15 protein-coding genes are annotated in these 13,691 nt (G+C 50.8%); 6 read left to right on the forward strand and 9 right to left on the reverse strand.

What is annotated here, in order from left to right; all coding sequences use genetic code 11:
• Positions 1 to 20: 20 nt before the first annotated feature.
• Complete coding sequence (locus MUG06_RS04985; RefSeq protein ID WP_215846783.1) at positions 21 to 671, reverse strand: TetR/AcrR family transcriptional regulator; 651 nt, start codon at positions 669 to 671, stop codon at positions 21 to 23.
• 298 nt (positions 672 to 969) lie between these two features.
• On the opposite strand from MUG06_RS04985, the gene MUG06_RS04990 reads away from it, so the two are divergent.
• Both MUG06_RS04990 and MUG06_RS04995 read left to right on the forward strand, forming a co-directional pair.
• Positions 970 to 1,227: a YdgH/BhsA/McbA-like domain containing protein gene (locus tag MUG06_RS04990; RefSeq protein WP_215846784.1), complete on the forward strand. Its 258-nt coding sequence runs from the start codon at positions 970 to 972 to the stop codon at positions 1,225 to 1,227.
• 25 nt (positions 1,228 to 1,252) lie between these two features.
• On the forward strand, positions 1,253 to 1,510 hold the full coding sequence (locus MUG06_RS04995; RefSeq protein WP_215846785.1) for a YdgH/BhsA/McbA-like domain containing protein: 258 nt from the start codon (positions 1,253 to 1,255) through the stop codon (positions 1,508 to 1,510).
• Positions 1,511 to 1,571: 61 nt separating this feature from the next.
• Here the strand turns inward: MUG06_RS04995 and MUG06_RS05000 are convergent, their stop codons facing one another.
• The 4 genes from MUG06_RS05000 to MUG06_RS05015 all read right to left on the reverse strand — a co-directional run bounded on the left by MUG06_RS05000 (position 1,572) and on the right by MUG06_RS05015 (position 5,266).
• Positions 1,572 to 2,756 carry a sugar transporter gene (locus MUG06_RS05000; protein ID WP_215846786.1) on the reverse strand — a complete coding sequence of 395 codons (1,185 nt, stop codon included), beginning with the start codon at positions 2,754 to 2,756 and terminating at the stop codon, positions 1,572 to 1,574.
• Between the two features lie 174 nt (positions 2,757 to 2,930).
• Entirely contained in the window at positions 2,931 to 3,473 is a 543-nt protein-coding gene (gene cybB, locus MUG06_RS05005; protein WP_243077903.1) for a cytochrome b561, read from the reverse strand.
• A gap of 114 nt (positions 3,474 to 3,587) precedes the next feature.
• Positions 3,588 to 3,845, reverse strand: coding sequence for a hypothetical protein (locus MUG06_RS05010; RefSeq protein WP_243077904.1), 258 nt, complete (start codon positions 3,843 to 3,845; stop codon positions 3,588 to 3,590).
• Between the two features lie 170 nt (positions 3,846 to 4,015).
• Positions 4,016 to 5,266 carry an MFS transporter gene (locus MUG06_RS05015; RefSeq protein WP_243077905.1) on the reverse strand — a complete coding sequence of 417 codons (1,251 nt, stop codon included), beginning with the start codon at positions 5,264 to 5,266 and terminating at the stop codon, positions 4,016 to 4,018.
• A gap of 93 nt (positions 5,267 to 5,359) precedes the next feature.
• Here MUG06_RS05015 and MUG06_RS05020 point away from each other — a divergent pair, with 93 nt between their 5' ends.
• From MUG06_RS05020 to MUG06_RS05035, 4 genes are all read left to right on the forward strand, one after another.
• A complete protein-coding gene (locus MUG06_RS05020) occupies positions 5,360 to 6,256 on the forward strand; it encodes a LysR family transcriptional regulator (RefSeq protein WP_243077906.1) in 897 nt (298 codons plus the stop codon).
• Between the two features lie 127 nt (positions 6,257 to 6,383).
• Positions 6,384 to 7,601: an ROK family protein gene (locus tag MUG06_RS05025; RefSeq protein ID WP_215846789.1), complete on the forward strand. Its 1,218-nt coding sequence runs from the start codon at positions 6,384 to 6,386 to the stop codon at positions 7,599 to 7,601.
• Positions 7,602 to 7,714: 113 nt separating this feature from the next.
• On the forward strand, positions 7,715 to 8,413 hold the full coding sequence (gene bioD / locus MUG06_RS05030; protein WP_243077907.1) for a dethiobiotin synthase: 699 nt from the start codon (positions 7,715 to 7,717) through the stop codon (positions 8,411 to 8,413).
• 198 nt (positions 8,414 to 8,611) lie between these two features.
• Positions 8,612 to 9,988 (forward strand): nucleobase:cation symporter-2 family protein, encoded by a 1,377-nt coding sequence (locus MUG06_RS05035; RefSeq protein WP_243077908.1) that lies wholly within the window; start codon positions 8,612 to 8,614, stop codon positions 9,986 to 9,988.
• A 42-nt stretch (positions 9,989 to 10,030) separates the two neighbouring features.
• Here the strand turns inward: MUG06_RS05035 and osmV are convergent, their stop codons facing one another.
• The 4 genes from osmV to MUG06_RS05055 all read right to left on the reverse strand — a co-directional run bounded on the left by osmV (position 10,031) and on the right by MUG06_RS05055 (position 13,470).
• A complete protein-coding gene (osmV, locus tag MUG06_RS05040; protein WP_243077909.1) occupies positions 10,031 to 11,167 on the reverse strand; it encodes an osmoprotectant ABC transporter ATP-binding protein OsmV in 1,137 nt (378 codons plus the stop codon).
• A complete protein-coding gene (gene osmW, locus MUG06_RS05045) occupies positions 11,167 to 11,814 on the reverse strand; it encodes an osmoprotectant ABC transporter permease OsmW (RefSeq protein WP_215846791.1) in 648 nt (215 codons plus the stop codon). The genes osmV and osmW overlap by 1 nt, the downstream gene beginning before the upstream one ends.
• Before the next feature lie 9 nt (positions 11,815 to 11,823).
• Positions 11,824 to 12,681: a glycine betaine ABC transporter substrate-binding protein gene (locus tag MUG06_RS05050; protein ID WP_243078497.1), complete on the reverse strand. Its 858-nt coding sequence runs from the start codon at positions 12,679 to 12,681 to the stop codon at positions 11,824 to 11,826.
• 72 nt (positions 12,682 to 12,753) lie between these two features.
• The gene (locus MUG06_RS05055) at positions 12,754 to 13,470 is read right to left on the reverse strand and encodes an ABC transporter permease (protein WP_215846793.1); all 717 of its coding nucleotides are present in this window, start codon (positions 13,468 to 13,470) and stop codon (positions 12,754 to 12,756) included.
• Positions 13,471 to 13,691 lie beyond the last annotated feature (221 nt).

The raw sequence follows: 13,691 nt of genomic DNA on the forward strand, positions 1-13,691 counted from the left end.
CGGATAATACGCCCCTTTATTTAGTGCTGGCCCTGACACAGACCGGTTAACGTTGGCCACATTGCCATCAGCGTATCAATAATGCTGTCGAGATCTTTTCTTAAAGCCCCTTCACGTGCCCGCACAGACATCCCTTGCAGCATACAGGCGAGATAACGCGATAATGACTCAATGTTTACTTTTTGGTTGAGTTCGCCGCGCTGCTGACGCGCCACTAAAAAACGACTCAACGTCGCTTCCTGCGCCTGATTTTGCTGCTTCAGCATATTAGCAATTTCGCTGGATGATGCGGACAACGCCGTCGACGTGCAGATAAAGAAGCAGCCAGAAGGGGAATTCCGGTCAGTGAAGCAGGCGGCTGTCGCGCGGAAATAGCCTTCAATGGCTTTATCTACCGCAAGATGATCATCATCAAGTGCCGCTTCACGATAAGCACAGAACTTTTCTGTATAGCGCGCCATAGCCGCTCTAAACAAACCTTCTTTATTAACAAACTCTGCATAGAGTGTGGGTGCTTTAGCGCCAGTGGCGGCGACTAAATCGGCCAGCGATGTTCCTTCGTAACCATGCGTCCAGAAAAGTGTCAGTGCTTTATCCAGCGCAGCCTCACGATCAAACACTTTTGGGCGGCCCCGACATTTCTTCACATCGCAATCTTGTACCTGGCTCATACAACCTCACTACTTTAGAAACACTCTAATAAATTACCGATCATTAACTTAATTAGCAAGGCGCTCTGTCAACGGGCTGTAAACGCGTTGCCAATTTGTGCCTTACCGCAAACTATTCGCCCCAATGGTTAAGTGAAAATCCATGCTAAAGCCCATAATCACGCCACTTCGCGATTAAAATAACGCTCATTAAATAAATATTGACGACAACCGAGTAACAGGTCTATCATTTATTTAACGGTCGTTAATTAAATGGCGGCAACGATTTTAAAACCTCATTCGTAAGCGAGAAAATATTATGAACAACATCAAATTCACTCTGGCAGCGGTTGCACTTTCTACTCTGACTTTTGGTGCTTTTGCTGCAGAACAAGTTTCCAGCGATCCACTGAACCAACAGCAGGTCGGTACCATTTCTGTTCAGGCCGGTAGCAGCCTTGACTCGGTTGAAGCGCAATTGAATGCGAAAGCAGACGCAGCGGGTGCCAAATCATTCCGCATTATCTCAACAACCGGTCAGAACAAATTGCACGGCACTGCTGTGATTTATCAGTAATTGAAGAATTGAGAAGGGGTTCGTTATGAAAAAGCTACATATTGCCTTGATGGCAATCGCGCTAGGCAGCGTCTCGTTTACCTCGCTAGCTGCGCAGGAAGTGAGTCATACGCCATTAGATCAACAGCAAGTGGGTGTGATTAGCGCCACCGGCAGCACTAATCTCACTTCGCTTGAGCAACAGCTCTCCGAGAAGGCCAGCGATGTAGGGGCAAAGTCTTTCCGCATCACTTCGACCTCTGGCAACAACAACCTGCATGGCACAGCCGTTCTTTATAAATAAACAGTGATAAATAAGTCACTAAGCAGGCTTCAGATAAGGAAACTTATCTGAAGCCTTTTTTTTAGCCGTTTGAACGTAACTGCGGATAACGGCGGAAGATATAGACACACCAGAGCAGCGCAACCAGACCAATTATCCCACCGACATTCCCTACATCAGCCATTCGCATATGCAGGCTAACCTGGTTGCCTAACAGTGCACCGGCACCAATGCCAATGTTATAGATGCCAGACATTAATGACATGGCGACGTCCGTCGCATCAGGCGCCAGCGAAAGCACCCGTACCTGCATTGCCAGACCAATCATCATCATCGACATGCCCCAAATTACGCACAATGTCGAGATAGCTGCAGGACGAACCGCAGCAAAAATCAGTAATCCCATGCACAGCGTAATCAGTGCTACCGCCGAAATTAACAGCGCAGACGGAAATTTATTACCCAGTGAGCTAAACAGGATGCTGCCCAAAATACCCGCCGATCCAAACAGCAGCAGCAGCAGCGTGGTAAAATTCTCACCAGAGTTCGCCACCACCTGCATAAAAGGCTCGATGTAGCTGTAAGCGGTGTAATGCGCCGTCACAACTAAAGTAACCAGCACATACATACTGACTAATGCCGGGCGGCGAAACAGCATTGGCACGCTGCTGAGAGAACCGGTGTGTTCGCTTGGCAGGCGCGGCAAAATGCGAGCCAGCATGATCATCAACACCAACGCGGTAAGGCCAATGATGCCAAACGTTGTGCGCCAGCCAAGGTATTGCCCAACGACGCGTCCAATCGGCACGCCTAATACCATCGCCAACGCAGTTCCGGTCGCTAACATGCTCAGCGCCTGTGTTTTCTTGCCCGCAGGTGCAACGCGGATCGCCAGTGAGGCGGTGATCGACCAAAAAACCGCGTGCGACAACGCAATACCGATACGAGAAACAATCAGCGAGGTAAAGTCCCAGGCGAAAGTTGTCAGCACATGACTCACGATAAAGATGACAAACAGCACCGCCAGCAGCATGCGCCTTTCAACGTTGCGCGTTAGCAGCATCAACGGCAATGAAAGCAGCGCGACGACCCACGCATAGATGGTCAGCATGATACCAACATCAGCGGTTTTCATCGAAAAGTCGGCGGCAATATCAGACAACAGGCCAACAGGCACAAATTCGGTGGTGTTAAAAACAAACGCAGCGATTGCCAGCAGCACCACGCGTAGCCAGGCCGTTTTACGGGAAACAGTTATTGATTGCATGAGGAGTCAATTAGTCAGAACAGCGAAATTGGATGACGTTGAGCATCCAGTGAAAGTGACTTGCGTCACAATTTAGCGACTATTGTGGATGAAGAATGCGGATTACGAAACCTTGAAATCCGCTTTTATTATTGAATATTTTTTATCGCCCCCAGTGAAGGCGATAGCCTGAGGTTATCTACCGCGCCGTTGACCCGGCATCATGCGCATCAGCGTGTTGTCTTTCAAAAGATAGTGATGAAACAGTGCCGCAACAACATGCAGCCCTACCAGCCAATAACCCAACGGTGCCAGCGTTTCATGCCAGCCAATCAACGTATCGGATAAATCGACGTTGGGTTCACTGGCAACCGGCATCGACAGGCCAAATAACCACCAGTCGCGACCACGCAGATAACGCGAAGCGAGCCCTAAAATCGGCAGCGAGATGAACAGGGCATAAATTAAGGTGTGAGTGAGATGCGCCAGTCCTGTTTGCCAGCGCGGCGCGGGTGGCAAAATCGCCGGGCTGCGATGGCGTATGCGCAGAAATAACCGGGAAAGCATGATAACCAGTACCGTCGCGCCGGCACTAAAATGCGTAACAATTAGCGTATAACCTTGCCACGAACCACGCTGGGCAAAGCCGCGAAGTTCGATAGTGCTATAAGCAATAACAATGAGAAAGAAGGTAAGCCAGTGTAAGGCAATCTGTGACGCCGCAAATTTTTCCCGCATGTTAAATCCGAACAAAAAGAATTAAGAAGCCTAACATAGCGGAAACGGATGTAAATGCTTAACAAATTGACACAGCAGCAGCAATATTAGCCTGCCGTGAAGGGCAGGCTACTATCAGAGACAGACCATATGCTTTAGTACCACGCTATTCTGGATGTTCAGCTTTTTTTTTAGCGTGACGGGACAGCAGTTATCGCATCCTAATGCATTGGGATAATATTTGCGTGCTTGCTGAATAGCGGCTGTTGGGGCGTAAAAACTGCCCAGAAAAAGTCGTCCCGCCTGGGACGGCAAGTATTTGCACCCTGAAGCATGGACCACATGGTTATCGTTATACCCTGATTGTTTATTGACGTAATAGTAAAGAGCCATAGGGCATCCTCATTGCTGTTAAAAAATGAAAAATTACATTTATCGTTGGAATGGAATCGATTATAGCGAGGAAAATACGTTTTGTTTCATTTGGCCCTGATAACCTAACAATTTATCGTCTGGCGATCAAAAAAGGGCGCTTGCGCGCCCTTTGTAAGAGATTAATTAAATTACAGCTTTCGACATTGCAACCGTCTGGCGACGAGTAAGGCAAGCAACAGCAATACGGTGATGAAAAGGGTAATGCCTGTCCAGCCGTAGCGATGCCAGAAAAGCCCGCCCAAGGTTCCGGCAACGCTGGAACCCAAATAGTAACTAAACAGATAGAGTGACGAGGCCTGACCTTTGGCACGGCGGGCGCGGGGGCCAATCCAGCCGCTGGCGACAGAGTGTGCGGCGAAGAAGCCCGCCGTGAACAGCATCATGCCAATCAAAATGACCCAAACAGAACTGAAAGCCGTAATAAGAAGCCCGGTCAGCATAATTACTGTAGCGCCGAACATCACCGGTCCACGCCCCAGTTTGCTGGTCAGCGCCCCGGCTTTGGGAGAGCTCCACGAGCCTGTCAGATAAACCACAGACAATAAGCCGACCACTGCCTGACTCAAATGCCACGGCGCACCCAGTAACCGATAGCCGATGTAATTGAACAGGGTCACAAAGGCACCCATCAGTAGGAAGCCTTCAGCAAACAGCAGCGGCAAGCCTTGGTCACGCCAGTGCAGGCGAAAGTTAATGATCAGGCTGCGCGGTCGTAGTGAGGCGGGACGAAAATGGCGGGAAGCGGGCAAAATTTTCCAGAACATCACCGCAGAAGCCAGTGCAAAGCAGCCAATCACTGCAATCGCAATCCGCCATGAGTAAAAGTCTGTTAAAACGCCGCTGATCAGGCGGCCACTCATGCCACCAATCGAATTACCGCTGATGTATAACCCCATTGAAAAAGCAACCATGCGGGGGTGGATCTCTTCACTCAGATAGGTCATTCCCACCGCAGCAACACCGCTTAACGACAGACCAATCAAAGCGCGCATCAATAATATGCCGTGCCAGCTGGTCATGGTCGCAGAGACAAGCGTACAGATAGCGGCCAGCATCAACGCGGTTACCATCACCGGTTTCCGTCCAATGGCGTCAGACAGCGGGCCCGTTACCAGCAAACCTAATGCCATTAAACCGGTTGAAATCGACAGAGAGATACTGCTTGCAGCGGGCGAAACGCCAAATTGCTCGGAGAGAACCGGCAAGATAGGTTGAACACAGTAAAGGAGTGCAAACGTGGCTAAACCGGCAGAAAACAGCGCCAGAGTCACGCGCATGAATTGCGGCGTTCCGCGTTCTATCCATCCTGACGTCGAGACGGAAGCGGGCGAACGGGGTGATTCATCATCAATTATCACCGCCTGAGAAGAGCGACTCACGGAAATACCTCCTTTGTTCCTGATTCGTCAACTCTAGAAAAGCTGGATTAGGTTGTCTAATATATTAATAATCTCAAATAAGATGTTTGACATATGAATATAGAGTTGCGTCATCTCCGATACTTTATCGCTGTGGCCGAAGAGCTGCATTTTGGGCGCGCCGCACAGCGCCTGAATATTTCTCAACCGCCACTGAGTCAGCAAATTATGCAGCTAGAGGCGGAAACCGGCGCGCAACTGTTTAATCGCACCAACCGCAGCGTAAAACTCACCGCCGCCGGGCAGCAGTTGTTGACAGATGCACGCGCTATTTTGTTGCAGGTGGAGCAAGCGGCAGAACGGGCAGCACGCTTACATCGTGGTGAGGAAGGGGAGTTACGTATTGGTTTTACGTCCTCGGCGCCTTTCACGGGCGTGCTTTCCAATGCGTTGTATCAGTTTCGCAAGCGTTGGCCGAAAGTGCATATTCAGATGCAGGAAATCAACACGCGCCAGCAGTTAGCCCCGCTACATGACGGTCGGCTTGATTTAGGTGTTATGCGTAATACGCCGCTGCCGGGCGATCTCCGTCATCAACTGCTACTCAGTGAACCGCTTTACGCTGTGGTGCATTGGGCCCATCCTTTGGTGGATGCGGACAAAATCTCCATCAAGGATTTAGCGTCTGAACCTTTTGTCTTTTTTGATCCTCAAGGGGGAACCGCACTTTACAGTGAAATCCTGGCGCTGCTGCATCGTTATCAAATCAAACCCTATATCACGCAGGAAGTCGGCGAAGCCATGACCATTTTAGGGTTAGTTGCCACAGGCTTAGGCGTGTCGATTTTACCCGCTTCGTTTCGGCGCGCACGTCTAGCCGATGTTGTGTGGTTACCGCTGGAAGAGCCTGATGCGTTATCAGAACTGTGGTTGGTCTGGTCAGGGGAGCGCGAAATAAATGCGCAAATGGATCGAATGATGCAGCTACTGCGGCGTGACTTTGCGGGGTAATCCCTCTTTCCCATCAGCAATGTGTGCGACAAATCACATTTCCAATCAAATATTTGACGCTCAAGGCTAATCTGCCGCACCATATCTCATGTTTATTTAGAAGCGCGAAAATAACCGGGAGCAGGGTGTGAACCTGGACAGTCAACCTGGCCACATTGACCAAATTAAGCAGACTAATGCAGGCGTCGTTTACCGATTAATTGATCTTTATGGTCCCATTTCGCGTATCGAACTCTCTAAACGGGCACAGCTCGCGCCAGCCAGTATTACCAAAATTGTGCGTGAAATGTTAGAAGCGCATTTGGTGCAGGAAACGGAATTTCAGGAGCCAGGAAGCCGTGGAAGGCCTGCAATTGGCTTGATACTGGATACTGTTGCCTGGCACTATCTGGCGATCCGCCTGCATCATGGTGAGATGACCATGACCCTCCGCGATCTCAGTAGCCGTTCACTGGTTGAAGAGATCCTGCCGTTACCGGAAGAAACTCAACAGCCGTTACTGGCCTCACTTGTGAATGAGGTGGATGCGTTTTTCATTCGCCATCAGCAAAAACTGGAGCGTTTGACGGCAATTGCGATCACGTTGCCCGGACTGATCAATGCGGCATCTGGCGTGGTACATCGTTTACCCGGCTATGCTGTACAGGATATGCCGCTCGGTGAAGTGCTTGCAGCCCGTACCGGACTACCGGTTTTTATTCAGCATGATATCTCCGCTTGGACTTTAGCAGAATCACTGTTCGGTGCTTCACACGGCGCGCAGGATGTCATTCAGATTGTCATTGATGAAACGGTCGGTGCAGGCGTGATCAGCGGTGGTCAGCTACTGCATAAAAGAGGCAGGGCGTTAGTCGAAATCGGTCATACTCAAATCGATCCATACGGTAAACAGTGCTATTGCGGCAATCATGGCTGCCTGGAAACCGTCGCCAGCACCGGCAGTTTGCTGGCGCTGGTCACACAGCGATTAGCATCGCAACTCGACAGCACGTTGCATCAGCAACCGCTGACGCTGGAATCGCTTTGCTCGGCCGCACTCGCGGGTGATCGACTGGCATGTGATGCTATTGCCAGTGTCGGCCATCACGTTGGCCGCATGTTAGCTATGATGGTTAACATCTTTAATCCGCAACAAATTCTTATCGGTTCACCGCTTAATCAGGCTGCTGAAGTCTTATTCCCCGCAGTAAGTAGCACCATTCATCAGCAAGCCTTACCCGCTTACAGTGCCGAAATTAATCTGGCTACAACCGAATTTCGAGAGCCCGGAACATTAGGTGCCGCCGCTTTAATCAAAGATGCGCTTTACAGTGGATATTTACTGGTGAAGCTATTGCAAGGTTAAGCCTGACTTAACCTTGCGCTAACGCAAGTTGCGTCGCGAACCCTTTCCTTACTATGCCTCTTCGTACTTATGTTCATTGTCGACTGGACAAACCAAGTCTGAAGGAGGATGGGGTGAAAACACTCTTTGTCACCGGCACCGATACTGCTGTTGGGAAAACGGTAGTATCGCGCGCGCTGTTGCAATGTTTTACGCAGGCGAACCTGAGCGCAGTGGGTTATAAACCCGTTGCACGCTGTGCCGCGTCTACACAGAACGGCCTGAGAAATAAAGATGCTTTAATTCTGCAAAGCGCGTCCTCTCTTGCGCTTCCTTATGAAGCGATCAATCCACTGATTTTCGAGGAAGAGGAAATCTGCATCCACCCACACAACAGCATCGATTATGCTCAACTCACTAACGGCTTAAACAGTTTGCAACAGCAAGTCGATCGGGTTGTTGTTGAAGGAACCGGCGGCTGGCGTAGCCTGATGAACGATGAACGGCCGCTTTCTGCTTGGGTAGTCGAGCAGCAACTCCCGGTTGTCATGGTGGTGGGTATTCAATCGGGTTGCATAAGCCATGCACTGTTAACGGCAGAAAGCATTGTCCGTGACGGTTTACCCCTTTTGGGCTGGGTAGCAAATCGCATCAATCCTGGCCTGGCACACTACGCGGACATCATTGATGTTCTCCGCGCCAAAATTGCCGCACCTTTGGTGGGCGAGCTTCCTTATTTGCCCCGCCCAGAGCAACGCGATCTCACCGCTTACCTGGACATATCATTATTACTTGAGGCAGGCGTGCACAGTATAAGTGCAAACAGCGCCTAGCCCTGCAACAAATGGCATCAAAAAGCAGCACGGTGAACGTAAAGTTTCATGGGCGTCGTGCTGTTTCTTCTGAATAATTTCTCATATTTAACAATAACCTGATTTATTTTCAGCCTGTGAGCTGACGGTGTGGCGCAAAAAATGCATTAGCAGCTTTGATAAATAGCACAGCTAATAACTATTTGCCGGAGCACCATTATGTCGCAATCGCACGAGAAAGGTTTGCTGTACGGGCTTGATGCTCGGATCGGGCCTGTACCCGCTTTTTTTGCCGCGCTACAACATGTTTTGGCCAGCGTGGTCGGAATCATTACGCCGCCGTTGATCATTGGGTCGCTATTAGGGCTTCAGGCCTATATCCCTTATCTGATCAGTATGTCTTTGCTGGTTTCTGGCTTGGGTACGTTTATTCAGGCGCGCCGTTTTGCAGGGATAGGTGCAGGCATGATTTGTCTACAGGGTACCAGCTTCGCTTTCCTTGGCGTGATTCTCTCTGGCGGATTGATGGTGAAAGCGCGGGGTGGCTCACCGGAAGAGATTATGGCGATGCTGTTTGGCTGCAACATGGTGGCAGCCTTCATTCCTATCCTGTTAAGTCGCTGCGTCAAACAATTGCGTAAAGTGCTAACGCCCGTGGTCACGGGCACGGTTATTACGTTGATCGGTATTAGCCTGATAAAAGTCAGCATTACCGATTGGGCGGGAGGACATAACGCGCAGGATTTTGGTGCGCCCGGTAACTTAGCATTAGGCGCATTAACCTTGCTGGTGATTGTGGCATTGAATCGCTCGCGTAACCGTTGGGCCCGCTTAGTCGCTGTGGTGGTGGGGATTACTGTGGGATGTATCGCCGCTGCGTTGACGGGGCACTTGCAACTTAAGCCTGCCGTTGAAACCGCTTGGCTGGTGATGCCTTCGTTCTTCAAATTCGGTTTTAATTTTGACTGGACCCTCTTTGTGCCGATCGCGCTGGTTTCTGTGATCGCGGTGATAGAAGCGGTAGGCGATCTCACTGCCAACTGTATGTTGTCTCAGCAGCCAATTGTGGGCCCTCAGTTTCAACAGCGGTTAGAGGGTGGCATTATGGCGGATGGCATTAGCTGCATGCTGGCCGCTATTTTCTCCGCCTTTCCCAATACCACTTTTGCGCAGAACAACGGCGTGATTCAAATGACCGGCGTTGCAAGTCGTTACGTGGGTATGGTTTTAGGCCTAATGCTGGCGCTGTTGGGGATCTTCCCGGCGATTGGGTCGCTGTTGCAGCAGATTCCGCCGCCGGTTTTAGGCGGGGCAACCATTGTGATGTTTGGTAGCGTGGTCGCGGCAGGCATTCGTGTGATGACGCAAACGCCATTAGGCCGACGCGAAATGTTAATTGTGGCCATCTCTTTTGGCATTGGCTTAGGCGTTGAGGCGGTACCCGATGTGCTGAAACAGTTCCCTGTGCTGATCACTAACCTGTTTGGACATGCTGTTACCACAGGCGGTATTTTAGCCATTCTTCTTAACATTATTTTGCCTACTGAGCAGGGCACACTACCGTTAGCCGAAGGCGAAACCGTAAAAGAGCAGTAAGAAAAAGGGCCGTTATGGCCCTTTTTTGTTTTTGCGTTTTCATCAAGGATTCAAGCGGCGGCGCGTTCGTCCAGAGCTCAGATAATCCGCAATATAATCTTGCGAAATTTCTCCGCTATAACGTCCTTCCTCATCCACGATAGGCATCCACACCGTGTTGTGCTCGTAAAGCTTAGAGAGTACCACGCGCAGGTTTTCTTCTGCTTTACCGGTCACTTTAAAGGTGTTCAGGATGTCTTCGCAGTTTCCGCTGGCGTTGCGTGCCTCGCGACGCTTCACAAAGCCCAGAGGTTTACCATCATTATCGACCACCGTAATAGACCGCATGTCATTGTCATCCATCATGCCAAAGGCTTCTGACAACGGCGTCGAGCGTCTAACGGTAATCGTCGGCTGTTGATCGGTAACATCACCTGCTTGCACTAATAGCAGGCGCTTCAAGGTGCGGTCTTGGCCCACAAACGACCCCACAAACTCATTAGCCGGTGTTGCCAGCAGTTCATCCGGGCTGGCGCACTGCACAATTTTGCCCTGACCAAACACCGCTATTCGATCACCCAGTTTCAGCGCTTCATCAATATCGTGACTCACCAGCATCACGGTTTTTTTCAACTGGCGCTGCATATCAAGAAATTCGTTTTGGATCACTTCACGGTTGATGGGGTCGACAGCGCCAAAAGGTTCATCCATCAGCAACACCGGTGGATCCGCTGCCAAGGCACGAATCACGCCGATACGCTGCTGCTGTCCGCCCGACATTTCACGCGGATAGCGATGCAGGAACTTGGTTGGATCCAGCGCGACCATGCTCATAAGTTCAGTTGCGCGCTCATGGCAACGTTTTTTGTCCCAGCCCAGCATGCGCGGTACGACCGTGATGTTTTCCTCAATGGTCATGTTGGGGAACAGACCAATTTGCTGAATCACATAACCAATGTTACGGCGTAACGTTGTGGTGTCCTGCGTGCTGGTATCTTCGCCATTAATCAAAATTTTCCCGCTGGTGGCAGGAATAAGGCGGTTGATCATTTTTAAGGTGGTGGTTTTGCCGCAGCCTGAAGGGCCAAGCAGCACACACATTTCCCCGGCAGGGACTTCAAGACTGACGTTATCCACGGCTTTCATGGTAGTGCCGTTCTTTTGCGTAAAGGTTTTCGTCAGGTTTTCCAGTTTTATCATTATCGAATCCCCTTAGGAGTCAGCGCCAGCTGCAAACGATGAAGCAGCCAGTCAAGAATAATGGCCAGCAGGCAAATCATCAGCGCCCCGGCAATCAACATACGAATATCACTGCCGCTGATCCCATCCAGCAGCAACAGGCCAAGACCGCCTGCGCCAATAACTGCGGCAATCGCCATCACACCCACGTTCATCACCACAGCGGTACGAATCCCGCCAAAGATCACCGGCAGCGCCATAGGAATTTCTACCCAACGCAGACGTTGCCAAAAGGTCATCCCGATACCGCGTCCTGCTTCACGCAGGCCCGGCGGCAGGTTTTCCAACGCTGTGTGGGTGTTACGCACAATCGGCAGCAGAGAATAGAGAAACACTGCGGTAATTGCCGGTAATGCGCCAATGCCTTGACCGATCATGGAAAACAGCGGAATCATCAGGCCAAACAGCGCAATGGTCGGAATGGTGAGCACCACCGTAGCGATGCCCAATACCGGCGTAGCGAGCCATTTAAAACGCACAATCAAAATGCCAAGCGGTACGCCGATGACGATGGCAAAACCAACGGCAACCAGCACCAACCAGGTATGTTGCCAGGTGAGGTTAAGCAGGCTATTCCAGTTATGCATGATGTAGTGAAGGGTATCCATGATGCCTCCTTACAGCATGTGTTTTGAGTTAAGAAAGTCGCGTGCCACCTGTTGCGGTGACTGATGATCAATATCCACGCGCTTGTTCATTTCGGTAATCGCTTCGTTGGTCAGCAGTGGAGTAAGCTGATTCAATGCGTCCTCTAAACCGGGATGGCTCTCCAGAACATCTTTCCGCACCACCGGCGTCACGTTATAGCTCGGGAAGAAATGTTTATCGTCTTCCAGTACTTTCAGATCGAAGCCTTTGACGCGTCCGTCAGTGGTGTATACCAGACCTGCATCGACAAAGCCGTCACGCACCGCGTTGTAAACCAGACCCGGATCCATTTGACGGATTTGTGGGCGATCCAGTGGCATGTTGTAGGCTTCCTGCAAAGGCTTCATTCCATCCGAGCGCCCGGCAAACTCCAAATCCAACGCTAACCGCCAGTTTTTGTCAGGATCGGTTTTACGTACTTGCTCCAGCTTCGCCACCATTTGAGACATCGTGGTGATTCCCTCTTTTTCCGCCCGCGAACGCTGCATAGCGAAGGCATAGGTATTGTTCATCGGGGCGGGATTGAGCCAAACCAGCCCCAGTTTGGCGTCGAGCTGTTTCACGGTGTTATAGGCATCTTGAGACGACATCGGTTTATTGATGTGGTTAAAGATAATCAGCGATGTGCCAGTATATTCCCAGGTCATATCAATCTGTTTATTGATCATGGCATTACGGCCAATCGTCGTAGCGATGTTACGTTTCGGCACGACCTGAAAGCCTTTCTTTTGTAGCCACATTACCGTCATTGCAGAAAGAATATGCTGCTCGGTAAAGCTTTTCGTCGACATCACGATCGGTTCAGCGGCATGCGCCGCCTGACTCATCGCCAGCGTTGCCGTTAGGGCGAGGGCGGTCTGTTTTATCCAACGCTTCAGCATCACAAAGCTCCTTAAATGTTATGCCGCAGCGTGCGGGCTGAGATAACGTCCCAATGCTGCCAACAACATGTCTAAAACCAGCGCAACCAAAGCCGTGGCGACTGCGCCGAGAATTAAAGTAGGGAAGTCGTTCAGGTAAATACCGGGGAAGATCAGTTCGCCAAAACTGCTGGCACCGATCAAAAAAGCCAGCGGAGCGGTGCCGACATTGATCGCCGTTGCAATACGCACACCGGCTAAAATCACCGGCAGCGCATTAGGCAGTTCAACCTGGCGCAGGCGCTGGAACTTGGTCATGCCGATGCCGTTCGCCGCTTCAATCAGCGATGCAGGCACGGCGCTCAGACCAGAGAAGGTGTTACGCACAATGGGCAGCAGCGAAGCCAGGAACAGCGCAATCAACGCGGGACGATCGCCAATGCCGATCACGACCATCGCTAACGCTAATACGGCCAGCGGCGGCAACGTATTACCGACATTAAAGATTTGCATGACGTATTCAGCCCAGCGACGGGCAAAAGGGCGGCTAAGGATAATGCCGCTGGGAATGCCAACCAGCAGAGCGAACAGCATTGACCAAAACACCAGGAAAAGATGTTGTTGACCGAGGTAGAGTAAATCGACTTTGCGCGCGACCAGCGTGTCCCAGCCAATCCCCCAAACCAGCACAGCCAGCACGATAACGACGGCAAGCAGCGCAAGACCGGCGCGTTTGGCCAGCGAAGCATTTTGCATAAGGTGAGTCTCCCTGTTTATTCAGTCGATCTCATTTGTTATGGCAAAGAGTGACAGCACAACAAAAGCTAAAAACGGGCAGAAGCTTCCAATACTGTGTCTGTCGTAAATCGCAGATAAAAGTGTGCTTATCTGCACTTTTTCAGCGGGGAGCGAAAAAGTTGCTTTATTTCTATAGCAGCGCAAAGCGAAGCGCGCTAGTTTTTATGGGCAAAATCAGT

Origin of the sequence: Pantoea sp. MQR6, from assembly GCF_022761075.1 — a bacterium.
In the GTDB taxonomy this organism is placed as follows: domain Bacteria; phylum Pseudomonadota; class Gammaproteobacteria; order Enterobacterales; family Enterobacteriaceae; genus Pantoea; species Pantoea phytostimulans.

Bases quoted from the DNA above. Each gene is read 5' to 3' on its own strand.
- MUG06_RS04985 (WP_215846783.1), bottom strand. From the start codon at position 671: ATGAGCCAGGTACAAGATTGCGATGTGAAGAAATGTCGGGGCCGCCCA.
- MUG06_RS04990 (WP_215846784.1), top strand. From the start codon at position 970: ATGAACAACATCAAATTCACTCTGGCAGCGGTTGCACTTTCTACTCTG.
- MUG06_RS04995 (WP_215846785.1), top strand. From the start codon at position 1,253: ATGAAAAAGCTACATATTGCCTTGATGGCAATCGCGCTAGGCAGCGTC.
- MUG06_RS05000 (WP_215846786.1), bottom strand. From the start codon at position 2,756: ATGCAATCAATAACTGTTTCCCGTAAAACGGCCTGGCTACGCGTGGTG.
- cybB (WP_243077903.1), bottom strand. From the start codon at position 3,473: ATGCGGGAAAAATTTGCGGCGTCACAGATTGCCTTACACTGGCTTACC.
- MUG06_RS05010 (WP_243077904.1), bottom strand. From the start codon at position 3,845: ATGGCTCTTTACTATTACGTCAATAAACAATCAGGGTATAACGATAAC.
- MUG06_RS05020 (WP_243077906.1), top strand. From the start codon at position 5,360: ATGAATATAGAGTTGCGTCATCTCCGATACTTTATCGCTGTGGCCGAA.
- MUG06_RS05035 (WP_243077908.1), top strand. From the start codon at position 8,612: ATGTCGCAATCGCACGAGAAAGGTTTGCTGTACGGGCTTGATGCTCGG.
- osmV (WP_243077909.1), bottom strand. From the start codon at position 11,167: ATGATAAAACTGGAAAACCTGACGAAAACCTTTACGCAAAAGAACGGC.
- osmW (WP_215846791.1), bottom strand. From the start codon at position 11,814: ATGGATACCCTTCACTACATCATGCATAACTGGAATAGCCTGCTTAAC.
- MUG06_RS05050 (WP_243078497.1), bottom strand. From the start codon at position 12,681: ATGAGTCAGGCGGCGCATGCCGCTGAACCGATCGTGATGTCGACGAAA.
- MUG06_RS05055 (WP_215846793.1), bottom strand. From the start codon at position 13,470: ATGCAAAATGCTTCGCTGGCCAAACGCGCCGGTCTTGCGCTGCTTGCC.